Source organism: Salipaludibacillus sp. CUR1, from assembly GCF_021028955.1.
GTDB lineage: Bacteria > Bacillota > Bacilli > Bacillales > Salisediminibacteriaceae > Salipaludibacillus.
The window spans coordinates 22,072-44,346 of record NZ_JAIWPE010000039.1; the positions used below are offsets into that span (position 1 = coordinate 22,072).

The 22,275-nt window shown below is 45.5% G+C and carries 19 protein-coding genes; 6 read left to right on the forward strand and 13 right to left on the reverse strand.

Going from position 1 to position 22,275, the window contains the following annotated elements:
* Positions 1-65: 65 nt before the first annotated feature.
* The gene (locus K8O68_RS08845; RefSeq protein ID WP_230896536.1) at positions 66-722 is read left to right on the forward strand and encodes a lysoplasmalogenase; all 657 of its coding nucleotides are present in this window, start codon (positions 66-68) and stop codon (positions 720-722) included.
* 417 nt (positions 723-1,139) lie between these two features.
* A complete protein-coding gene (locus K8O68_RS08850) occupies positions 1,140-1,364 on the forward strand; it encodes a hypothetical protein (protein WP_230896537.1) in 225 nt (74 codons plus the stop codon).
* Positions 1,365-1,408: 44 nt separating this feature from the next.
* Here K8O68_RS08850 and K8O68_RS08855 read toward each other — a convergent pair whose 3' ends face one another.
* From K8O68_RS08855 to K8O68_RS08895, 9 genes are all read right to left on the reverse strand, one after another.
* A complete protein-coding gene (locus K8O68_RS08855) occupies positions 1,409-2,458 on the reverse strand; it encodes a 2,3-butanediol dehydrogenase (RefSeq protein ID WP_230896538.1) in 1,050 nt (349 codons plus the stop codon).
* A 31-nt stretch (positions 2,459-2,489) separates the two neighbouring features.
* Positions 2,490-3,887, reverse strand: a complete 1,398-nt coding sequence (gene lpdA, locus K8O68_RS08860) for a dihydrolipoyl dehydrogenase (protein WP_230896539.1) — start codon at positions 3,885-3,887, stop codon at positions 2,490-2,492.
* A 29-nt stretch (positions 3,888-3,916) separates the two neighbouring features.
* Entirely contained in the window at positions 3,917-5,191 is a 1,275-nt protein-coding gene (locus K8O68_RS08865; protein WP_230896540.1) for a dihydrolipoamide acetyltransferase family protein, read from the reverse strand.
* A gap of 189 nt (positions 5,192-5,380) precedes the next feature.
* The gene (locus tag K8O68_RS08870) at positions 5,381-6,415 is read right to left on the reverse strand and encodes an alpha-ketoacid dehydrogenase subunit beta (protein ID WP_230896541.1); all 1,035 of its coding nucleotides are present in this window, start codon (positions 6,413-6,415) and stop codon (positions 5,381-5,383) included.
* On the reverse strand, positions 6,415-7,431 hold the full coding sequence (locus K8O68_RS08875; RefSeq protein ID WP_230896542.1) for a thiamine pyrophosphate-dependent dehydrogenase E1 component subunit alpha: 1,017 nt from the start codon (positions 7,429-7,431) through the stop codon (positions 6,415-6,417). The genes K8O68_RS08870 and K8O68_RS08875 overlap by 1 nt, the downstream gene beginning before the upstream one ends.
* Positions 7,432-7,661: 230 nt before the next feature.
* A complete protein-coding gene (locus K8O68_RS08880) occupies positions 7,662-9,512 on the reverse strand; it encodes a sigma-54-dependent Fis family transcriptional regulator (protein WP_230896543.1) in 1,851 nt (616 codons plus the stop codon).
* Positions 9,513-9,786: 274 nt separating this feature from the next.
* A complete protein-coding gene (gene deoC / locus K8O68_RS08885; RefSeq protein WP_230896544.1) occupies positions 9,787-10,458 on the reverse strand; it encodes a deoxyribose-phosphate aldolase in 672 nt (223 codons plus the stop codon).
* A 389-nt stretch (positions 10,459-10,847) separates the two neighbouring features.
* Positions 10,848-12,119 (reverse strand): NupC/NupG family nucleoside CNT transporter, encoded by a 1,272-nt coding sequence (locus K8O68_RS08890; RefSeq protein WP_230896545.1) that lies wholly within the window; start codon positions 12,117-12,119, stop codon positions 10,848-10,850.
* Positions 12,120-12,287: 168 nt separating this feature from the next.
* Positions 12,288-13,235 (reverse strand): DNA-binding transcriptional repressor DeoR, encoded by a 948-nt coding sequence (locus tag K8O68_RS08895; RefSeq protein WP_230896546.1) that lies wholly within the window; start codon positions 13,233-13,235, stop codon positions 12,288-12,290.
* Positions 13,236-13,582: 347 nt separating this feature from the next.
* Between K8O68_RS08895 and K8O68_RS08900 the strand changes: the two genes are divergently transcribed.
* Both K8O68_RS08900 and K8O68_RS08905 read left to right on the forward strand, forming a co-directional pair.
* Positions 13,583-13,927: a DUF5665 domain-containing protein gene (locus K8O68_RS08900; RefSeq protein ID WP_230896547.1), complete on the forward strand. Its 345-nt coding sequence runs from the start codon at positions 13,583-13,585 to the stop codon at positions 13,925-13,927.
* Positions 13,928-13,979: 52 nt separating this feature from the next.
* Positions 13,980-14,408 carry a DUF948 domain-containing protein gene (locus K8O68_RS08905; protein WP_230896548.1) on the forward strand — a complete coding sequence of 143 codons (429 nt, stop codon included), beginning with the start codon at positions 13,980-13,982 and terminating at the stop codon, positions 14,406-14,408.
* Positions 14,409-14,545: 137 nt separating this feature from the next.
* Here K8O68_RS08905 and K8O68_RS08910 read toward each other — a convergent pair whose 3' ends face one another.
* The 3 genes from K8O68_RS08910 to K8O68_RS08920 form a co-directional block, all read right to left on the reverse strand.
* Positions 14,546-15,307: a CsxC family protein gene (locus K8O68_RS08910; protein ID WP_230896549.1), complete on the reverse strand. Its 762-nt coding sequence runs from the start codon at positions 15,305-15,307 to the stop codon at positions 14,546-14,548.
* 610 nt (positions 15,308-15,917) lie between these two features.
* Complete coding sequence (locus K8O68_RS08915) at positions 15,918-16,874, reverse strand: ABC transporter permease (RefSeq protein ID WP_230896550.1); 957 nt, start codon at positions 16,872-16,874, stop codon at positions 15,918-15,920.
* The gene (locus tag K8O68_RS08920; protein WP_230896551.1) at positions 16,875-17,831 is read right to left on the reverse strand and encodes an ABC transporter ATP-binding protein; all 957 of its coding nucleotides are present in this window, start codon (positions 17,829-17,831) and stop codon (positions 16,875-16,877) included.
* 214 nt (positions 17,832-18,045) lie between these two features.
* On the opposite strand from K8O68_RS08920, the gene K8O68_RS08925 reads away from it, so the two are divergent.
* On the forward strand, positions 18,046-18,978 hold the full coding sequence (locus tag K8O68_RS08925; protein WP_230896552.1) for a hypothetical protein: 933 nt from the start codon (positions 18,046-18,048) through the stop codon (positions 18,976-18,978).
* A gap of 211 nt (positions 18,979-19,189) precedes the next feature.
* Here the strand turns inward: K8O68_RS08925 and K8O68_RS08930 are convergent, their stop codons facing one another.
* Entirely contained in the window at positions 19,190-20,317 is a 1,128-nt protein-coding gene (locus K8O68_RS08930; protein ID WP_230896553.1) for a DEAD/DEAH box helicase, read from the reverse strand.
* 115 nt (positions 20,318-20,432) lie between these two features.
* On the opposite strand from K8O68_RS08930, the gene K8O68_RS08935 reads away from it, so the two are divergent.
* Entirely contained in the window at positions 20,433-21,989 is a 1,557-nt protein-coding gene (locus K8O68_RS08935) for an ABC-F family ATP-binding cassette domain-containing protein (RefSeq protein ID WP_230896554.1), read from the forward strand.
* Positions 21,990-22,275 lie beyond the last annotated feature (286 nt).

Here is a 22,275-nt window from a genome sequence, read left to right on the forward strand (position 1 = left end):
TTTGAAGTTTTACAGACTTGTCGATTAAGGCGGGAGTAAGATCATTAAGTGGGAGGAAGGGTGAAATGGAGCAATTCAAATCAGCATACGTACTGCCTTTTTTAATTTTAGTAACTGGTCTTTTCTATATTTTTTACGTACCTGGCGAATCATTGGTTGTTATTATCCTATTTAAGTTAATTCCTGTGTGGCTTATTATTGCGTATGCTATCCGGAGACTTCATGATAGAAACAGGTTCTCCCGCTTCAGCACACTAATGCTTGCCGGGCTTTTTTTCTGTATGCTTGGGGACGCGTTTATTGAAGGCGCATTTATAGCGGGTCTGGCGGCTTTTCTAATTGGTCACCTTTTTTACCTGGCAGGCTTTTTTACAAAAATGACAGTGACACGTGTAAAACTGGCTTCTCTTATTCCTATTATTCTTTATTCTTTTATAATAGGAAGAGAATTGACAGACGCGCTGAAAACTGGAGGCGAGGAACCCCTTATTATCCCCGTCATTCTTTATATTGCAGTCATCTCTGTAATGCTTTTCTCTGCTGTTTTGACTGGAAACATATGGGCTGTCTCTGGAAGTCTCCTGTTTGTTATCTCAGACTCTATTCTGGCCTGGAACATGTTCATCTCAGAAGTCACCCATTCAGGAGTCTTAATCATGATTACCTATTACAGTGCCCAGTTCCTGATTGCACACAGCATCAGGCCCCTGGCGGAAAAATGAGGAGCTTTAAATAGTAACTAATTAGGTTGGTGCTACCGGCGTTGCACCTACACATGTATCAGGACGAAAAACTGAGAATACCTGCGCATACGGCAGCTTTAAAAGAGACTATTCAGGTTGGTGCTACCGATGTTGCACCTACACATGTATCACGACGAAAAACTGAGAATACCTGCGCATTTGGTAGTTTAAAAAGAAACTATTCAGGTTGGTGCTACAGGTGTAGCACCAACACATGTATCACGAAGAAAACCAGAGGATACCTGCGCATTCGGCAGCTTTAAAAGAGACTAATCAGGTTGGTGCTACCGATGTTGCACCTACACATGTATCACGAAGAAAAACCGAGAATACCTGCGCATCCGGCAGCTTTAAAAGAAACTATTCAGGTTGGTGCTACAGGTGTAGCACCAACACATGTATCACGAAGAAAACCAGAGGATACCTGCGCATTCGGCAGCTTTAAAAGAGACTATTCAGGTTGGTGCTACCGCTCTTGCAGTCTTTATCTGCGACGAGCAAGCCCAAGGCGGCGCAGGAGCACCAACCCACGTATCACGAAGAAAACCAGAGAATTGCTGCGCATTCGGCAGCTTAAAGAAACAAAAAAAGGTTGGTGCTACCAACGTTGCACCAACCTAAACAACTCCTAATATCCCACCCCCGAAAAGCATAACCACCATCCCTTATTCAGGGCTGACTAAGATTTTTATTTGGCTTTTGTCTTTTACTAGCTGTTCAAACCCTTCATTCACCACGTCGTCCAATCCTATTTTCTTCGTAATCATTGTCTCTCCCTGGAAATACCCTTGTTTCATTAACTCCATTACCGCAGGGTAAATATGCCGGTAGGCAATGATTCCTTTTACTGTTCTTTCTTTTATAACAATATCATTCGGCTGAATTGCTGCTTCAGATTCCCAGATACTGACTATAACTGTTTCGCCTCCGGTATGAGTACTGTGAATCGACTGATTCAGCACCTCAGGAATACCTGTCACTTCAAAAGAGACGTCCACGCCGCTTCCAGTCAGTTTACGTATTTCTTCCACCGCATCTGCTTCTTTTGGATCGATCACGACAGCACCTAATTGTTCAGCTAGCTTTTTTCTGGATTCTGAGACTTCAACAGCATATATTTGCGATGCTCCGGCAGCTTTTAAGGCATCAATGACGAGCAGACCAATCGGGCCGGCTCCAAAAACGGCGGCCGTATCACCTGCCTTCAGCGAGCTTTGCCGGATAGCGTGCAACGCTACAGCAGCCGGTTCCACTAAGGCACCTTGTTCATAAGACAATTCGTCCGGCAGTTTATGTGCCATATGTTCACCGACAACCGTATATTGGGAAAATCCGCCGCCGCCTCCCGACAACCCGTGAAACCCTAATAAGTCTGTTAAATTATATTTCTCATCTTTGTATTCGCCGTTCTCATTCGGAGCCAGAATTGGTTCAATCGCCACTCTGTCGCCAACGTGAAGTTTGGTCACCTTGCTGCCGGTTTCAACTACTTCACCCGCAAATTCATGCCCCATGATAATCGGCGCTTTTTCTTTGCTGATAGGGTGCGGACTGTCTACTGGAATAAAGATCGGCCCGGCTAAATATTCGTGCAAGTCGCTTCCGCAAATTCCGCACCATTTCACTTTCACTTTCACATCATGTTCAGAAACAGCCGGTTCTGTTACTTCTTCCACCCTTAAATCTTTAGCCTTATACCATACAGCTGCTTTCATTAGCCAAGCCTCCTTTAAAGTTTTTATTCGCCTAAAGCTTATGAATAGGATGTCCCATCGCAAATTCAGCTGCTTCCATAATGGTTTCTCCCAGTGACGGGTGGAAATGGACGGCGAGAGACAGGTCCTCTGCCGTTAACTGGGACTGGATCGCCACGGTCAATTCATTAATTAATTCCGAAGCGAGCGGACCTGCTACGCGGGCCCCTAACAGCAGCCCGTCTTCTTCATTGAGAATTAATTCAACATAACCGCTGCTGCTCTCCATTGTTAATGCCCGTCCGTTTGCCGCGAATGGGAAGGACTTTCTGACAGCGTCGTAACCAGCTTTTTTGGCTTCTTCAACACTTAATCCGACAGAAGCCAGTTCCGGATCTGAAAAGACAACCGCCGGTATGACCTGTTCATCCACTGAATCTTCCCCGGCAATGTTATCTGCTGCGACTTTTCCCTGGAAGGATGCCCGGTGAGCCAGCGCGGGCCCGTTCGTGACATCCCCTGCAGCAAAAATATGAGGCTGACTTGTTGCACATCGGTCATTAATCGTTATAAACCCACGCTCATCCAGTTGCACGCCGCAATTTTCCAACCCTAATTTTTTTGTATTCGGTTTACGGCCCACTGTCACAAACACATAATTGCCTTCGGCCGTTTTAAGCTCATCATCCACTGAATACTGTACTGTAACCCTTCCATCACCATGTTTTTCGGCTTTTTCAACCATGGCATTTTTAACGATATCCACATTGCCCGATTGTTGCAGTTTCTTTTCTGCAATGGCCACCAGTTCCTGGCTGAATCCTGGCAGAAGCTGACTGGCCCCCTCAAGAAATGTCACGCGGCTTCCGAGATTGGCATATGCCGTACCCAGCTCCATCCCAATATATCCGCCGCCGACGACAATTATTTTTTCCGGGATATGATCTAAAGCCAGGGCCCCGGTTGAGGAGAGAACTCTGTCGTTCCAAGAGAGACCCGGCAGTTCCACAGGCGCGGAGCCTGTCGCGATAATCGCATGTTTGAACTGGAGAGTCCGCGTCTGACCTTCCTGGCTTGCAACTTGAATCGTGTGTTTACCGGTGAATTCAGCCCGTCCTTCGATAAACTCTATCTTGTTTCCTTTCAGCAGCTGCCTGACACCGCCGGTGAGCCTCGACACAATTCCATTTTTCCACTGCTGAAATTGGGCCATATTTACATACGGTTCTCCGGCTTGAAGGCCCATCTGTCCCCCGTTAAGCATGTGTTGAAAATGGTGGCTTGCAGTAATTAATGCCTTAGACGGAATACAGCCGACATTGAGACATGTCCCTCCAGCGGATTTCTTTTCAATAACTGTGACCTGTTTTCCTGACTGGGCTGCTTTTATAGCGGCCACATAGCCTCCTGGACCTGACCCAATTACTACAACTTCCCGCTTTTCTCCCATTTATGATCAACTCCTATAGTTGCCCGGCCTTAGATCAGCAGACGGTACGGATGTTCCAGATAGGCAATAACTGTATTTAAAAACCGGCTTGCAGGCTCGCCATCGACTACACGATGATCAAAGGTGAGGCTGAGAGGAAGTTTCTTTCTGGCCACGACATCTCCTTTTTCTGAAAAAGCCAGCGTTTCTTCAGTGGCTCCCACCCCTAAGATACCGGTTTCCGGCGGGTTTAACACAGGCGTAAAGAACGAAATACCAGAGGCGCCCAAATTTGTAACCGTAAACGTGGAACCGGCCATTTCTTCAGACGACAAACTTCCGTCCCGCGCTTTTTCACCGAGAGAGCGAATGGCTGCAGAAATGTCCTTGAGTGACTGGTCCTGGACATTGAAGAGAACAGGGACCACCAGTCCTTTATCGTTAGCCGCTGCAATCCCTAAATGGACGTGGCCATATTCATAGATGGTTCCCTCTCTCTCTTTTAAAGCACTGTTCATGTTGGGATGCTCAAGCAAAGCTTTAGTTACTGCTCTTGCCAGTAAGTCTGTAACTGACACTTTTACAGACTCTTCATCAGTAGCAAGATCAGCATTTAACTCTTTTCTGAAAGCCATGAGCTTTGTGACATCAGCATGTTTCATGATTGTTAGCTGGGCCGTGTTGCGGATGCTGTCATGCATCCGGTCGGCAATCACTTTCCTGATGCCTTTCAGTTCTTTTTTAACCGGCTCCTGGCTGGAAGTGCTACCGGCTGCCTGACTTGTTTCAATTTGGGGAGGGGCAGATACGGTTTGCGGGCTTAATTCTGTCCCGGTATCTTTTTCAGCAGCCTGAAGCACATCCTCTTTAGTTACTCTTCCTCCCGGGCCTGTCCCAACAACCGTTTCGATATCAATACCCTTCTGTCTTGCCAGTTTTTTCGCCGCAGGGGAGGCCCGTTTCTTTCCGGCAGCCGGCGGCGGGCTTTCCGGCTTGGGAGCTTGCCGGATCTGTTCAGGAGCTGTTTCTTTTTCCGGTTGCGTTTCCCCAGCCGCATCCCCGCTGCCAGGTTCGGGGATTTGTTCTCCAGGCTCGCCGATAAACCCGATTGGTTTTCCTACAGCTACCACCTCGTCTACTTCCGCACTAACCCCGATCAGTTCCCCGTCTGCAGGGGCTTCCACTTCGTTTTCTATCTTTTCAGAACTGATCGACACGACGGGTTCACCTTTTTTAACTGATTCGCCTTTCGCTTTGTGCCATTCTACAATCGTGCCTTCTTTCATGCTCATACCTAATTTCGGCATAATAATTTCTACTGCCATGACGTCTCCCTCCATTCTGTCTGTCAGGCCTTATGAAAAGGCAGGTGAGACCTAGTGAGTCCACCCCTGCCGGGATGTTTCACGACTATCAAAACATTAACAGGCTAAGAAGATGTGTATGTGAGTTGCCATGAATACAGCCTTCATTAAGGATGATTTTCTTTTGCCCGTAAACCTTAGTTACCGACCTTACATCGTGACGGTCGTATCATCTTCAATCATCTCTGATACAACTTTCAAAATTTTCTCAGCCGACGGCAAATAGATGTCCTCTAAAGCAGGCGAGAAAGGAACCGGACAGTGTGGCGCTGTGACCCGCTTAATCGGTGCGTCAAGGTAATCGAATCCTTTATCAGCAACTAGAGCTGCAATATCAGTTGCCACGTTACATCTCGGGTTTGCCTCATCCACAATAACCAGACGCCCTGTTTTCATAACTGAGTCTAATATAATCGACTCATCGAGAGGCGATAAGCTCCTGGGATCGACCACTTCTGCGTCAATACCTTTAGCTGTGAGCTGTTCTGCCGCCTCTAAAGCTGTCTGTACCTGCTTGCCGATTCCGACGATTGTCAACTCATTCCCCGGCCGCTTAATTTCTCCCTGCCCCAGCGGAACCGTATAATAGCCTTCAGGCACTTCACCATTTACGTTATAGAGGGTTTTATCTTCAAAAAAGACCACCGGATCATCATCTTCAATAGCCGCAAGCAACAATCCTTTAGCATCGTAAGGCGTGGAAGGCACGACCACTTTAATCCCCGGTATGGCCGTAAACATGCCATAGAGACTTTGGGAGTGCTGGGCTGCTGCTCTGAAGCCGGCACCGTGCATCGTTCGGATGGTTAACGGCACTTTCGCTTTACCTCCGAACATGTAACGGAGCTTGGCACCCTGGTTCATCACTTCATCAAGACAGCTTCCAATAAAATCATTAAACATAAGTTCCGCTACCGGCCTCATTCCTGTCGCCGCATTCGTTACTGCCGCCCCGATGTAACCGGCCTCGGCAATCGGCGTATCAAGAACACGGTCACGGCCAAACTCCTGAACAAGGCCTCCGGTAACACCCATAACACCGCCCCATGCTTCATCATCCTGCAGGTGGTCCACTTCAGCACCGCCGGCCACATCTTCACCCATCAGTATGACATTTTCATCTTTACGCATTGCCAGCTGCATCGCTTCTTTAATCGCTTCTGAAAAAGTTATAATTCGTGCCATTATACGTCCCCCCTGTCATGAGTTTCATAAGACACATACACGTCTTTCGTTAAATCCTCTTCAGCCGGCATTGGGCTTTCTTCAGCGAATTTAACTGCAACCTCAACCGCATGGTCCACACGTTCCTCAATATCATCAAGTTCTGCGTCCGTTAACAGCCCTTCACTCGCAATATACTCACGGAACTTTCGCAGCGCATCCAGCTCCTCCAGATGGCTTTTCTTTTCAACGTCCGGTTTATATTTCTGAGCATCTCCTTCAAAGTGTCCGTAATTACGGTAAGTTTTACATTCGATCAGGCTTGGACCTTCCCCGTTTCTGGCCCGTTCTACAGCTTTCTGGGCTGCCGCATAAACAGCCGTTGCATCTTTCCCGTCGACAATATCCCCGGGAATGTTATAGCCTTTTGCCCTGTCTGCTATATTTGTACAGCTTGATGCGTATTCAAATGGGGTGGCTTCAGCATATCCATTGTTTTCAGCTACAAAGACAACAGGCAGGTTCCAGATAGCCGCAAGGTTAATTCCTTCATGGAATGTCCCGTGGTTCCCCGCTCCATCACCAAAGAAGCAGACTGCGACTGCCCCTGTTTTCTTCAGCTTGGATGTGAGAGCGGCTCCGGCTGCCAGCGGAAATCCGCCGCCTACAATACCATTTGCTCCAAGCATTCCTTTCTCAACGTCTGCAATATGCATAGACCCGCCTTTTCCGTTGCACAGCCCGGTTGCTTTTCCGAAGAGCTCCGCCATCATCCCGTCAAGTTCGCACCCTTTGGCTATACAGTGTCCGTGGCCTCTGTGTGTGCTCGTAATGCTGTCATTATCATCGAGGTGAGCACAGACCCCCACAGCCACTGCTTCTTCACCTGCATATAAATGAACAAACCCAGGCAGGACCCCTTGCCCAAACAATTCATGAACCCTGTCCTCAAACTTCCGGATTTCGCACATCTTCTGATACATCCAGCTGGCTTTCTCAGCAGTTATCCCTTGTACTGTTTCTTCAGAGACTTTCATCTTCACATTCCTCCCTTTAATGGTTTATCAACACACGTTCACCCCTGCAGACGTCATCTTCACCTCCTCAGGTTGTCTATAAAACTATAATGCAAGTTCCATGCCATATTGAAAACGCTTACAATATAAGGGTTGAGCAGTCCTTCCCCATTAAAAAACGGGACAAAATGAGAATTGTCTCACTTTGTCCCGTTTTGTCTCATTATGTTCCGCCAGCAGTCTGAACGATTCTAAAGCTGATACTTTTTAACTTTCCGGTAAAAGGTACTCCTTGGCATATCCAATAGCCTGATCGCAGCTGAGGCCCTCCCGCCTGCTGCTTCAATTGCTTTTTTTATCTCCTTTTTTTCAATCTCTTCACGATAGGTCATGTTATGAGACGGCGCTTCAGCGTCTGTCAGTTTTTGGATATAAAGCCCGTCCATAACCTCTTTTATTTTTTCAAGGTCAGCCGGGAGTTGAACAGGAAATGTCACTCTTAGTCTGTCCAGGCAGTTAATCAGCTGACGGATATTCCCCGGCCAGGACATGCTTCTGAAAATTTGCTCAGCTTCATCCGGCCAGTGGATACTCCAGTTATGTTTGTCACAGTACCAGCTTATCAAATTGACAATATCTTCATTTCTCTCCTCGAGTGACGGCAAATGGACAGGATAAACATACAGTCTGTAGAAGAAATCTTCTCTCATCGTTCCCTCTTTTACCATACTCATTAAATCCCTGTTCGTAGCTGTAATAAGCCGGAAATTCAGCTGTTCTGCCCGGTGGCTGCCTATGGCTGTCACTTGCTGGTGATCGAGTACTTTTAACAAAGCTACCTGCATAGCAAGAGGAATTTCTCCAATTTCATCGAGAAACAATGTCCCCCCGTCTGCCTGGAGAAGTCTGCCTTTGTAACCTGACTTTTTAGCTCCTGTAAACGCCCCCGGTGCATAGCCGAATAACTCGCTTTCGATAAGAGTCGAAGGCACGGCTCCGCAGTTCATTTCCACAAAGGGGCCTTGATGGCGCGGACTATGGTCATGGATTGCCCTCGCCAGCAGTCCTTTTCCTGTACCGGTTTCACCTGTTAAATGGACAGGTATGTCAAAGGCCGCTGCCTGTTCCGCCTGTTCGAGTGTCTTCTGGAATGCCGAACTGACGCCCTTAACCCCTGGAAACTGAAACGGCTTTTTTTCAGGGATAACAGAAGGTGCCTGAACAGCTCGTTCTGATTCAGAGACAAACACTTGATAGCCAATGACCCGATCGGTTCTCTCAGAATAAACTGGCGTTTTCATCTTTACATCCCACCCTGCTGTTTTAATGGCTTCATCGGTCAGTGGTTTATGGCGCAAATCAGATAAACTGTTAAGACTGTGGGGGACATGAATAATCTTATTCATCCGGTTACATAACAGGTAAGGAGAAGAGTCGCGAAATTGGAGGGCCCGGCCCATAAGCTCAAGCTCATCCTCTTTCATTTGCTTGTGCCACTCGTGTTCAATCGCATAGGCGGAAGCAACCACTGCGCCAAGCGTATGGTCATGCTCACAGGCTCCTACTCTCGTCGATACGTCCAGAACACCTAACAGGTTGCCATCTTCATCTTTAATTGGCGCTGCTGAGCATACCCAGTTTTGTGACGCCACCGAATAGTGCTCAGCCCCAATGACTGTAATCGGCTCCTGGTTTCTGAGCGCTGTACCGATCGCGTTAGTGCCCACCTCTTCCTCTGTCCACTTTACGCCCTCTACAAAATTAATCTCACGGGCTGAATTGATCGCATCCTTTTCCCCGACTACTTTCAGGACATAACCTTCGGGATCAATTAAAAGCAAAATAGATTTTGTATGTTTAAATAAGCTGTGCAGGTTGTTCAGAAATGGCGACGCCGCTTCAATCAGCCGGGCATTTTGACGCTGCCTTTCTTTTAAATCGCCGAGACTTAAAAGCTGAATTCCCTTTCCGTCATATGGGTTAACACCGGACTCTCTACAGAAATACCACGACTCCATAATCCGCTTGTTCATGCGGTCAGAATCAAGCGCCCCCTCTTTAACAAAGCGCGTCCAAACCTGTTTCTTCAGCTGCTCTTCCATTCTCAGCCACCCCATTTTGAAAAAGTATAATCAAATGCGGCACAACGGGTTTCTTGTAAATTAAGATTGGACTTAAGGGATCTTCCGGCAAAAAACTTCTATCCTCTATTATACAATTATCAGAGATTGTTTTTGTGAAAATTCAGAAAAAATTACGAACATATTAAGAAGGAAAATACCGGGTGATTGTGACATCTCTTTCCTATTTAAATGAAAAAAACGAGCCTGCGGCATGCTCTTCTTCTGCCGGGCTCGTTTAAAATTAACAAGTATTTTAATAATCGCTGTCTGCTTTTTCACCTTCTACAATCTTCACGCCTGCGCTCGCTCCAATACGGGTGGCGCCTGCGTCTGTCATCGCTTGGGCGTCCTCCAGGCTGCGTACACCGCCGGAAGCTTTCACACCGGCTTTGTCGCCGACTGTTTTTCTCATCAGTTTAACGTCTTCCACAGTGGCGTTACCAGTTGAGAAGCCGGTTGATGTTTTAACAAAATCAATTCCTGCTTTAAGGGCAATTTCACACGCCCGGACTTTTTCGTCGTCTGTCAGTAAACATGTTTCAAGAATGACTTTTGTAAGAGCTTTTCCTTTAGCGGCTTCTGCTACAGCTTTCATATCCTCTTCTACGAGGGCGTCGTTTTTATCTTTCAAAGCCCCGATGTTCAGCACCATATCTACTTCTGTCGCTCCGTTTTCAATGGCATTTTTCGTTTCGAACGCTTTCGTCTCAGGTGTATTGGCGCCTAATGGAAAACCGATTACGGTACATACATCCACGCCAGTTCCCTTTAAAAGCTCCGCCGATTTTTTGACCCAGGTCGGGTTCACACAGACTGAAGCAAACTGATAATCTTTCGCTTCCTGGCAGAGCTTGTGTATTTGTTCTTCTTTCGTTTCCGGTTTTAGCAATGTGTGATCAATAAGTGAAGCAAGTGACTGACTCATTAACATTCATCCTTTCGGTAATAGGTTTTTTCATCCGGTTTTATTATCTCATATTTTTCAATATAGGGCGGGGAGGTCTCACAGACATCCGCCGATAGACTCTCCCTTTTCGCTGATTGAATAGCTGTTTTCGCCGATAGAATTGGATTTTCGCTGATTGCACACTCTATTTCGCTGATAGAACTCAATTTTCGCTGATTGACAACTCTCTTTAGCTGATCGACCCTCAATTTCCGAAGATTGAATACCTTTTTCAGGCGCTTCCCTAAAAGTTTTTCTGAAAAAACTGCTATTCCAGCGCCAAAATTAAGCAACTTTGGTCTCGTAACTTCAAATTATTAAAATAAAACTCTCATTTCGTACGCCGTCTCAAAAACTTCAAATCTCTTTTAGAAAAACATCCCTGCAATAGATGCGTTTAGAAGTGAGGCAAGCATACCAGCCATAACGGCTTTCACACCGAGCCTTGCGATATCTCCACGGCGGTTAGGCGCCAGGCGTCCAAGTCCTCCGAGAAGAATCCCTAGAGAAGAAACGTTCGCGAACCCGCATAGTGCGAAACTTACTACTAGAACTGTTTTAGGATGTAAGTTTTCAATTTCCGGTCCAAAGGCGGCGTAGGCCACAAACTCGTTCAAAATAAGTTTTTGACCAATATAAGACCCGGCCTGGAATGCTTCAGCCCATGGCACACCGATCGCAAAAGCCAGTGGTGAAAAGAGAATACCGAAAATATTTTCCAGAGTAATTCCCTGAAGGTTAATCTGGGCGTCAGATCCCACTAACCCAAGGAAAAAGTTAACTGTATTGTTTATAATGTTTTCCGCGCCGCCAAGTATACCGTTAGCGAGGGCGATTAATGCAATAAATGCAAGAAGCATCGCACCGATGTTCAAAGCTAGCTGTAAACCTGTGCTTGCACCGCGTGCTGCTGCGTCTATAACGTTATAAGATTCTTTATCGTCACCCATTTCGATGTTCCGCTCGTCGGAAGTGGCTTCCGGATCGGTTTCCGGGAGCATGATTTTTGCCATAACAAGACCTGAAGGTGCAGCCATGAAACTTGCTGCAAGCAGATATTCCAATGGCACACCAAGAAGTGAATATCCGATCAGAACGGATCCAGCTACCGATGCGAGTCCTCCTGTCATAACAGCAAACAGTTCGGACTGAGTCATTTTGTTCAGGAAGGGCTTAACAACAAGCGGCGCTTCCGTCTGCCCGACAAAGATGTTTGCTGCGGCGGACAGGGATTCCGGCTTACTTGTCCCGAGAAATTTAGCGAGGGCGCCCCCGATAACTTTAATGATATATTGCATAATTCCTAAATAGTAAAGGACGGAAATTAAAGATGAGAAGAAAATAACCACCGTCAGTACCTGGAAGGCAAATATCATTCCGACCCCCTCAGCTTCAAATATTCCGCCGAAAAGGAAATCGATCCCTTCATCAGTGTATCCAATGACATTATTTACAATCCCTGTGAATTGCTGCAGTGCAGCTCGTCCTGTTTCCCAGTAAAGTACGATAAATGCAAAGGTTACCTGAATGGCCAGTCCGCCCAGAATGGTACGCGGTTTAATTGACTTTTTATTATTTGACAGTAAAAAGGCAATCGACAAAACTACTAAAATACCTAACATTCCCCACAAAATATGCATAATTAACACCTCTAACTTATTCTGGTCGTGGTTTGTAACTAAATTGATTAGACGTCTAACAACCTGTTGCTAACTAAACTATAACAAACGCTCTGAACATTTGTAAACCTTTTCATGAATGTTTTTTCATATAGCATGGCAGGTTATTTTTAACAGCCTGTGCCATACTTACTCCTCTGCTTCTTCTAGTAATTTTTTTGCTGTATGGGCATCTGTGACAAGGACATTGGCGTAGTTTCCTTTCAAAGCTCCACGAATTCCCGGAAGCTTGCCCTCTCCCCCGGCAATCAGCACGGAATACTCTTTCGTGCGTAAATCTTCCAGGTTAATTCCTAAAGTTCTCGCATTCAATTCATCGCTGCAAATCTTTCCGTTTTCATCAAAAAACCGTGAACAGATGTCTCCAGCTGCATGGCTGTAAATGGATTTTAAATCTTCTTCTGAAAAATACCCGAGCTGGAACAACAGCGATTCTGATTTTATTTTTCCGATCGTGTAAAGGGCAATATTAGCTTCTTTTCCCATATCCAAAATGTTTTTAATATATCTGTCCGCTTCAATTGCCTGTTTAACCACGACATGATCAACAATCGCAGGGATTGGCAGATGGCGCGGAACCGTGTTAAAGGCCTGCCCGAATAGATTAAGTGTTTCCCCTGCATAAGTGTTCGTTTCAGAATGACTGACGCTTCCCTTTAACTGAACCACCTTTACATTTGACACCTTTTTAGGTGTGAGCTTTTTAGCAATCTCATAGAGTGTCGTCCCCCAGGTAAGGCCAATCATATCGCTGTCTTTAACAATTCCGTCGAGATAGTCCGCGGTAGCGCTTCCAAGATTGCGTTTAATTTGCTCATCGTCACCGTCAGGCGCGTGGACAACGATCGCTTTTTTTAAACCAAATGCTTCCTCGAGCATCTGTTCAAACCGGGTGACATTTTGTTCCGGGTCTTTTACTGTAATTTCTATAAACCCTTCTTCCTTTGCGAAATTTAGCAGCCTGGAAACGGTAGGGCGGGATACTCCTAATTTTTCCGCGATCATACTCTGGGTGTAATCGTATACATAGTACATTCTCGCTGCTTCAATTGCTTTGCTCACTTTTTCTTTATCCATTTCAACACCTTCTTTTCATGAAAAAATCCATAGTTTTGAACTTTTTTTCATATAGTAATGAATACTATTTCACATCTTATCATAAATGCACCCGTCTAAAGACACAAGTTTGTTAACAAAATTGTCTCAGGTTAATTTGCGACACCCCGGTCTAAAGGCCTGTTATGGAGAAGTAACGGCTCAAATGCAGGAATTATACTCTCCTCTTTTTCTGAATCATTTGTGCTCTTCACTAATATTTCAGGAGATTATTCGCAGAACTATAGAAGGAAAAGTGTCAATGGTTTACAATAGGTGACAACGGGGAAAACAATTACCACTGATTTTAATGAAGCGAGGTGCTTGTTTTGCCGTTGACAAAAGAACAGGAAAAGCGGAAACTTCCTTCCAAAACGAGGGGTGATGAGAAGCGTCAAGAGGAGAATGAACGTTTCGAAAAACTGCTGGATAAGCTGGAAGATATGACGACGAATGGGCGTTTAAAAGATATGGCCTATCATTTTACGGACAAAAAAGAAGTGATTAAGGTTAATCTTATGGCCGGTGTCGCCCGTGGTGTCGGAATGACCATTGGAACTGCCATATTCCTGGCACTGCTATTTTACATTCTGTCACAGGCAATTTCTTTGCCGGTAGTCGGCGAATATATCGCTGAACTGATGGATACGGTTGATAACTACCGGGGCGAATAAACATCAATGAACTGCTCACAATAAATCAAAAATCTTAGACGAGGTGATACATATGGATTGGTTAGGTATTGGTGTATTTATTCTTTCGCTTGCTTTTGCAGGACTGGTCATTATTTTAATTCCTGTTATGAAAAAGCTCGCTGCAACGCTTGACAACACTGCTTCCACAGTGGAAACTGTCAACAAAAGTATTGGGGATGTGACTGGTGAGGCAACTGTGCTGTTGTACAATACAAATGAAACACTCGTGGACGTCAACGGCAAAATTTCCAAGCTGAATCCGCTGTTTGATATTCTTCACGATACTGGCGAGTCTGCCCATCATTTGACTTCTACGCTTGCCCGGTACACGGCCGGTAAAGCTGAACGCGGCCATGCCGGGGCCGAATTTGTCGATCGCAAAAACCTTGAGGGTATTTTACGCGGCGCCGCTTTTATTTATTATTTAAGAGAATTTAAAAAAGAATACGATAAAAAGTAAACAGCCGTAACCCCTGAAAGTTAAACTTTCAGGGGTCTTTTTATTTTAAAGGAGGTTTTAAATGCATGGGAGTGTACTGTCTACCCGTAAATTTTTGTCTGGACCATTAGAGCAAGGGATCAATTGAATTTTTTTAATTACTTATGGTTATCATTCACTTTAACTTGCTGGAGCTGGAGGACTTTAAACGTTAATTCCACTACCATTTTTTCCTGCATTTCAGTGAATGTGCCTTCTTCGAATGGCGCATTCATAGATTGCCCGCGTCCGTCCCTGACTTTACCCATCTGGCGGTTTAATGCTTCATCATACTCAACAAACTGGCTGGAAATCAGTTCACAGTATGGCAGCTCATTAAAGTGCTCTCCGCTTATCTGGTCAAATTCAGAGAACTCGGCAGATAATAACTTATCTTTCTGAGCAAACCCTTCAGGCAATTTACTTTCAGAGAAATAGGTGAACTCTCTTCTGCCTGGATTTGTTTCGAACTGAGGCGGGTTAATAAAATCAATGTCAGTGACTGTTTCAAATGGTACATCCAAAGTCATAGAACGGAGGTCAGACACTACTCTCTTATAATCCGACCGCACCGGTGTTGCATACTGAATATTCTTCCTTACAAAACCTTTTAAGAATAGTTTGTTAGTAGGCAATAATAAACGGCATTGAGTGATTTTGATATTTTTCTTAACATCTTTAATTTCAAGTACCGGCTCAGGAAAATCAATTCTGGCAGTTAAATCAAGCTGGACAGTCTGCTCTCCAAGAACCACCGGGACTTTAACAAACGCCTCCCTGACCGCTTCCGGCTGAACTTTCTTATTGTTTGACCGAGGTAAAATGGTGTTTTTCTGGCCCGGATAATAAGGCTGGGATGGCTTAGCTCGCTTTGACATCATGTTTCTCTCCTTCCTTATTTTTTTGGTGGTACACTAATACGTTATGTAAAAGAGACATGACCGCTTGTACGAATATACTGCTTGTTCCGCTGATTTTTTGACTTAGTTTGTCTATTAAGGCTCTCAACTATTTGACTGCTGCTGCCGGGACGTGCGCCTGCTCGGGAGCAGAATTGAATCTTTATGGGGGGACTGCGTCGGGACGTGATGGGGCGGTGGTGGTGACGGGGGCGCTACGCAAATTGTGTCGAAATTTGTTATACGGTAGAGTTATCCGCCTATACGGTAGAGTCGTCCGGCTATACGGTAGAGTTCCATATCTATACGGTAGAGTCACCCGGCTATACGGTAGAGTCGACGCTCTATACGGTAGAGTCACCCGATTATAAGCCAGAATACTCCCCTGATCTCCCCGGATCCTGCAGCCGAACAGGCAGTATCCTCCCCTACGCGGCTAAAAGTCCACAAATAGGCGGCAACACGGTCCCGCTATGCGGCTGAACCCTGCTAAAAGGACCCCAGCCCTGCCTGGATCCCCACTGGCTCCCGAAAGCTCACCACGATAAAAAACCGGCATGTCTACTGGTACATGCCGGCTGCCTTAGTTTTATTAAGCTAAATCGCGTTTTTGAAAATAAACCGTACTGGCGCCTATAAAGACAAGAGCGTAAACGGCAAGGACCCCAACGGAAAAACCGAGTCCCACTCCAGGGAGGAGTTCGTCTCTTACGACGTAAGCCGGAAGGTCCATATGCGGAAGAAACACATACTTATACCAGGCCGTTTCTCCCAGAAGTGCCGTAAATGCCTGTGAGATGCTTGTCGCAAAAAGAATGAAAATCCCGATGCCTACAGCGAGGGTCTGACTTTTAAATAATATGGAGATTGAAAATGAGATAATGATAAACATCAGCAAATTCAAAAAGTACAGGCCGGATTTTTGCGGCAGAACTTTATCGACCGTTGTGTAAAGGTTATTTCCATCAAAGTTCATCTCCATCACAGGTGTTGAGGGGCTGCCTGCCCCAAAAAACAGCGTGCCCAGAATGAGATTAACAAGGACTAATAAAACAAAAAGAGCAGCAGAGAACCCGACCACAGTCAGGAACTTAGCCAGTAAAAACTGCCAGCGCTCAAACGGACGGATGAGCAGATGTTTCATCGTCCCGTTGTCAATTTCAGAGGAAACAATCGAACTGGCAGCGATCACGGAAAATAACGTAATAAAGGAGGCAGCTACTAAAAGAGTCTCATTCATAAACGTCATATTATTAGTAATGTTCGGGTCCACCCCCGCAGCAAGCAGTGCCTCATTTTCTTCAATCTTCTGTTCCGCACTTTCCAGTACCCATTCTTCGTTCTCATTGGCAAGGATTTCTTCCTGTTCAGCAATCTCCGTTTCCAGGGCGATCTCCCAATTCTGCCCCTGAGGTACGGTCGTTTCTTCTATAAACGAATAGTAAATAGCTGTGATGGCGAACATTATGACGACAATTGCCGCGGCAAAAATCCATGTTTGTTTTTTGTTCCACAGTTTAATCCATTCATTTTTAAGTAATGGAAGCATTTAGGTCGCCTCCTTTTGCAGTTCGTCAGATTTCTCTGAAGTTAATGCCAGGAACTTATCCTCAAGAGTGGAGCGCCTGGATTCGAGCCCGAATACGTCTACCCCGCCCTGGACAAGACGGCGGTTTAATTCCGGCAAAAAGTCATAGGGCATTTTCAATAGGAGCACCGAGCCGTTCTCTCGCTGGGAGAGGGTCACCTCTTTCACACCGGCAATCACCTCTTGCGCCAGGCCAATATGGTTGTCTGCCACACGCAATGCGACGAGCTGTCCGGCAACGCTCTCTGTCTCTTCTTCCTCATGTATATTTGATATATTAATGATTTTTCCTTTTTCCATGATCACGACTCTGTCACACATCAGCTGCATTTCAGACAGTAAGTGCGAAGAGACAAGAGTTGAAATGCCGTTGTCTGCCAACTGCCTTAAATAGTCTCTCAAATCCCGGATGCCTTTTGGGTCGAGTCCATTTGTCGGTTCATCTAAAATGAGCAGAGCCGGCTCATGTAAAATAGCCTGGGCTACCCCAAGCCGCTGCTTCATCCCTAAACTGTATTTCTTAACTTTATCATGAATGGCGCCGGTCAGCTTCACTAGTTCAACGACTTCATTCACGCGTTTCTTGCTGATGGTGTTTTTCGCCATCCGGGCGTACTGCTCCAGGTTCTTATAACCGCTCATATGGTCATAGAATGCCGGATTTTCGACGATAGCACCTATTTCAGATTTGCATGCCCGGCCTTCCTCGTCTAAATCCCGCCCGTTTATATACACTTTCCCTGACGTCTTTTTTATGAGGCCGACAATCATGCGTATTGTCGTAGTCTTTCCTGCCCCGTTCGGCCCCAGCAAACCGAGAATTTCACCCTTCTTCATCTGGAAAGACGCATTATGTACAATGTTTTTTCTATTCAGCTGCTTTGTCAGCTCATTAATCTCGAGTACCGTTTGACTCATCGTCTTCCTCCTATTTTTTTACTAAATTATGAAACTATGACTTTTGTGCTTAATCCAGGAGAAAATATGGTAGGATATAGGAAACATAGTTAATTATATATACGGAGATATTTGACAAACGTTTCGTTCCCTAAGGAAGTTTTTTACTTATTAAAGCATAGCATAGTTTACTGCTTCTAATGATGGTCATCATAATAAAAGAGAGGTTTATTAAATGAAAAGACTTACTCAGGATCAGTTTTTTAAAGCGGTTGATTTTATTATGACTAATGCCCGCCCTTTGGATAAAAAGCTTTTTGAATACTTTTTCTGGAACGGTTCAAGTCTCGCCGTTATGAACGAACTGTCCCGGTATCAAAACACAGACGGCGGCTGCGGCCACGGAATTGAGCCTGATATACGAATGGCCGTTTCCAGCCCTGTCAGCACGTCTGTCGCTATGCAGTATGCCTGCATGGTTAAAACTCCTCTCCAGCATCCTTTTATTAAACGGGCGATGCAGTATTTTACCAGCGTATTTGAGGAGAATGGAAAGTGGCCGTTAGTCCTCCCTGAAATGAATAATGAGCCGCACGCAGACTGGTGGCACTATACAGGACAAACTGATGAAGGATTCGAAACCAACCCCGGAGCGGAAATCACAGGGTATTATCATGCTTATCCCCAGATCCTTCGTGACGGCCTGCTGGGCACCCTCCATGACCATGTGTTCCAGTATATTGAAAACACAGAAGGCGTGATGGAATTTCATGAGGTCCTTTCCTATTTAAGACTGGCAGAAGTCATGCCTGAACCAGGTAAAAGTATGCTGACGGATCAACTGAGAAAAATAGCGCCAAATGTTGTTACGACTAATCCTGAAGAATGGGACGGCTACTGCGCCAAACCTTTGTGGCTCGCGCCTTCCCCTGCTTCGCCGCTCTATTCTGTCCTTAAAAACAACGTGGAGCTTAATCTGGATTACGAAATTGATAATCAGGCAGCAGACGGCTCATGGCACCCATTTTGGGAATGGGGCCAATTCAGGGAAGTATGGGAAAACGAAGCTAAAAAGGAATGGCAAGGCTGGCTCACTGTAAAAACGTTGCTGGCCCTCCATTCATTTGGACGAATTGATGAAAAAGTGACTGTAGAAAAGAGGTCTTAGGCCAACCCGAAGAACTAAGAGACATTGTGAACATGAGGTTCCTTCCCTTAAACACGTCCTCCAGGACATAAGGGAAGGTTTTTTATTTCAGTGTACAGCACCCCCGTTTTTACTACTCAGATCTTTTTGGTCAACGGCGCTTTCTCTTTGAGTCCAAACACGAAAAAGAGCACTCAGTAAAGTGCCCCTCTTCGCATCAGCTAAAAAATCATTAAACTAATTTCCCGTGTGAGAACGTTTTTTCATCTATTTGGAGCCCCAGTTTGTCACCGATTTGCAAGAGCCGTTCTTTCTCTCCTTCAGTGACAATGGATACGACCGTGCCTGACTTGCCGGCCCGTCCTGTGCGGCCGGAACGGTGGACATACTGCTGAATATCGTTAGCGAGATCGAGCTGGATCACATGGCTGACCTCTTCAATGTCAAGTCCCCGTGAAGCCACATCGGTGGCCATCAGCACCGGTACCTCTCCGCTTCGGAATGATTTAATGGCTTTTTCCCTCTCCTGCTTGGAAGTTGTCCCATGGAGAACACCTACGTTTTTCCCTCTGTACTCCAAACGTTCAGCGAATGTTTCAAGTTCATGAATGTCATTTGAGAAAGCGAGTCCGTACATCCCTTCCATATTGACCAATTTTCTGAACAGCTTTGCTTTTTCGCGACGTTCGGCGACTAAATACACATGATCGACTCTCTCTAAATGATCCTGATCCATTTCGATCCTGATAACTTCGGGCGCCTCGATTCGTTCTTTCGCCTGTTTTTCCACACGAGGAGGAATAGTAGCGGAGCATATAATGCGCTGGCAGTCTTTCATGACAGCTTTCATTAAATGGTCCACTTCGCCTATATGCTCTTTGGCAAAAAGCTGGTCTGCTTCGTCAAGGACCACGGTTGTCACTTCATGTAGTTTTAGCTTCTTCGATTTGGCCAATTCTGTCAGGCGGCCGGGTGTCCCCACTATGACATGAGGTTTCTTTTTCAGCTTCTCCTGCTGGCGTTTCAAGTTAGCGCCGCCGATTAATGCTGCTGCTTTAATTCCGCTGTCTTTTGCCCAAATGTTTACATTATCCAGAATTTGCATCACCAGTTCTCTCGATGACGCCGTGATAATAAGCTGGGCCTGTTTTATGTCAGGGTTGATTTTTTGAAGGGATGGCAAAAGATACGCCAGCGTTTTTCCCGAACCTGTCGGCGCTTCGGCGATAATATTCTTTCCCGCTGCTGCTTCCGGAATCATTTCTTTCTGAATAGGTGTTAATTCTTTAAAGCCTGATTTTTCCCATGCCCCTTGAATAAACGGTGGCAAGGCAGCTATGATAGATGATGGATTGCTCATTGATTTCTCCTTTTTTGAGGTGTAAACTCAAACAGTCTGTATTTTTTAATATAATCCGATTTTAACTTATCTTAGACGAATAAACCAAATTTTTTATATAAAGGTGTGGAACCGCATGAGTATTTTAACGGTCAAAAATTTAAGCCACGGATTCGGCGACAGGGAAATCTTTCATGATGTGTCTTTCCGGCTTTTGAAAGGTGAGCATATCGGCCTTGTTGGTGCTAATGGCGAAGGAAAATCGACATTTATGAATATTATTACCCGCCAGCTGGATCCTGATGAAGGAAAAGTTGAATGGGCAAAAAATGTCCGTGTCGGCTTTCTTGATCAGCACACTGTTCTTGAAAAGGGCTTAACGATGCGTGACGTTCTGAAGAGCGCGTTTCAGTATTTGTACGATATGGAAGCTGATATGAACAGCATGTATGAGAAAATGGGCGAGGCAGACCCTGAGGAGATGGAAACCCTTCTAGAAGAGGTGGGCGTGATCCAGGATATGCTCACAAACAATGATTTTTATACCATTGATGCAAAGGTAGAAGAAATTGCCCGCGGCCTCGGTCTTGACGAAATCGGCCTTGAGCAGGACGTCAATGATTTGAGCGGCGGTCAGCGGACTAAAGTGCTTCTTGCAAAGCTTCTCCTGGAAAAGCCGGACATCCTCCTTCTCGATGAGCCGACAAACTACCTTGATGAACAGCATATCGAGTGGCTGAAACGGTACTTGCAGGAATACGAGAATGCGTTTATTCTCATTTCCCATGATATACCTTTCTTAAATTCAGTCATTAACCTCGTTTACCACATGGAAAACCAGGAGCTTAACCGGTATGCCGGCGATTACGACCACTTTTTGCATGTGTATGAAGTAAAAAAACAGCAGGTAGAAGCAGCTTACAAAAAACAGCAGAAGGAAATTGCCAACCTTAAGGATTTCGTCGCGCGTAACAAAGCACGTGTGGCTACCCGGAACATGGCGATGTCCCGTCAGAAAAAGCTGGATAAGATGGAGAAAATTGAACTGACTCAGGAAAAACCAAAGCCGGAGTTTCATTTTAAAACCGCACGGACACCAGGCAAGCTGATCTTCGAAGCAAATGATCTGGTGATCGGCTATGACGAGCCGCTGTCCGAGCCTTTAAACCTCCGTATGGAACGGGGCCAGAAAGTTGCCTTGACAGGGGCGAACGGGATCGGAAAAACGACGCTCCTGAGAAGCTTGTTGGGAGAAATTCCTCCATTAAGAGGATCAGTTGAGCGTGGCGACAACCTCCACCTCGGTTATTTCGAGCAGGAATTAAAATCACAGCACAATCTTTCCTGTATTGAAGATGTGTGGGAAGAGTTTCCCCATTTTTCCCAGTATGAAGTCCGCTCGGCACTTGCCAAGTGCGGGCTCATGACAAAGCATATTGAGAGTAAAGTAGCCGTCTTAAGCGGGGGTGAAAAATCAAAAGTTCGCCTGTGCAAACTTATTAACAATGAGACGAATGTGCTTGTCCTTGACGAGCCGACCAATCACCTGGATGTGGACGCTAAGGCTGAATTAAAGCGCGCCCTTCAGGAATACAAGGGCAGCATTCTTCTAATCAGCCACGAACCTGAATTTTACGAGGATGTAGCCACCGATGTCTGGAATGGTGAAGATTGGACAACTAAAGTGTATTAAGGAAGTAACTGGCGCGAAGAGCGTCAGTTATTTTTTTATGGAGGCGGGGCGGGTTGAAATAACTATCGACTGTTACTGACCACCGTAAAACCTTCACCTCTCTAACTCACTAAAAATATGAATATTATAGTAATTTTAACTATTGTTAGTAGATTTTTAGAAAAATACTGTTACAATTAGCATGAGTCAAATTTCACTAATGGACACTACTGTGGATGAAAACTAATATGAGGTTTTTTTAAAAAGCCTGGTTCGCGCTAGTCATCTTTGCTCCTTTGATCCCCCC

Excerpts from the sequence above, each read along its gene's own strand:
- deoC (WP_230896544.1), bottom strand. The coding sequence starts at position 10,458 with ATGAGTCAGTCACTTGCTTCACTTATTGATCACACATTGCTAAAACCG.
- K8O68_RS08855 (WP_230896538.1), bottom strand. The coding sequence starts at position 2,458 with ATGAAAGCAGCTGTATGGTATAAGGCTAAAGATTTAAGGGTGGAAGAA.
- K8O68_RS08895 (WP_230896546.1), bottom strand. The coding sequence starts at position 13,235 with ATGGATAAAGAAAAAGTGAGCAAAGCAATTGAAGCAGCGAGAATGTAC.
- K8O68_RS08925 (WP_230896552.1), top strand. The coding sequence starts at position 18,046 with ATGAAAAGACTTACTCAGGATCAGTTTTTTAAAGCGGTTGATTTTATT.
- K8O68_RS08845 (WP_230896536.1), top strand. The coding sequence starts at position 66 with ATGGAGCAATTCAAATCAGCATACGTACTGCCTTTTTTAATTTTAGTA.
- K8O68_RS08910 (WP_230896549.1), bottom strand. The coding sequence starts at position 15,307 with ATGATGTCAAAGCGAGCTAAGCCATCCCAGCCTTATTATCCGGGCCAG.
- K8O68_RS08890 (WP_230896545.1), bottom strand. The coding sequence starts at position 12,119 with ATGCATATTTTGTGGGGAATGTTAGGTATTTTAGTAGTTTTGTCGATT.
- K8O68_RS08870 (WP_230896541.1), bottom strand. The coding sequence starts at position 6,415 with ATGGCACGAATTATAACTTTTTCAGAAGCGATTAAAGAAGCGATGCAG.
- K8O68_RS08930 (WP_230896553.1), bottom strand. The coding sequence starts at position 20,317 with ATGAGCAATCCATCATCTATCATAGCTGCCTTGCCACCGTTTATTCAA.
- K8O68_RS08920 (WP_230896551.1), bottom strand. The coding sequence starts at position 17,831 with ATGAGTCAAACGGTACTCGAGATTAATGAGCTGACAAAGCAGCTGAAT.
- K8O68_RS08905 (WP_230896548.1), top strand. The coding sequence starts at position 13,980 with ATGGATTGGTTAGGTATTGGTGTATTTATTCTTTCGCTTGCTTTTGCA.
- lpdA (WP_230896539.1), bottom strand. The coding sequence starts at position 3,887 with ATGGGAGAAAAGCGGGAAGTTGTAGTAATTGGGTCAGGTCCAGGAGGC.
- K8O68_RS08880 (WP_230896543.1), bottom strand. The coding sequence starts at position 9,512 with ATGGAAGAGCAGCTGAAGAAACAGGTTTGGACGCGCTTTGTTAAAGAG.
- K8O68_RS08875 (WP_230896542.1), bottom strand. The coding sequence starts at position 7,431 with ATGAAAGTCTCTGAAGAAACAGTACAAGGGATAACTGCTGAGAAAGCC.
- K8O68_RS08935 (WP_230896554.1), top strand. The coding sequence starts at position 20,433 with ATGAGTATTTTAACGGTCAAAAATTTAAGCCACGGATTCGGCGACAGG.
- K8O68_RS08915 (WP_230896550.1), bottom strand. The coding sequence starts at position 16,874 with ATGCTTCCATTACTTAAAAATGAATGGATTAAACTGTGGAACAAAAAA.
- K8O68_RS08850 (WP_230896537.1), top strand. The coding sequence starts at position 1,140 with ATGTATCACGAAGAAAACCAGAGGATACCTGCGCATTCGGCAGCTTTA.
- K8O68_RS08865 (WP_230896540.1), bottom strand. The coding sequence starts at position 5,191 with ATGGCAGTAGAAATTATTATGCCGAAATTAGGTATGAGCATGAAAGAA.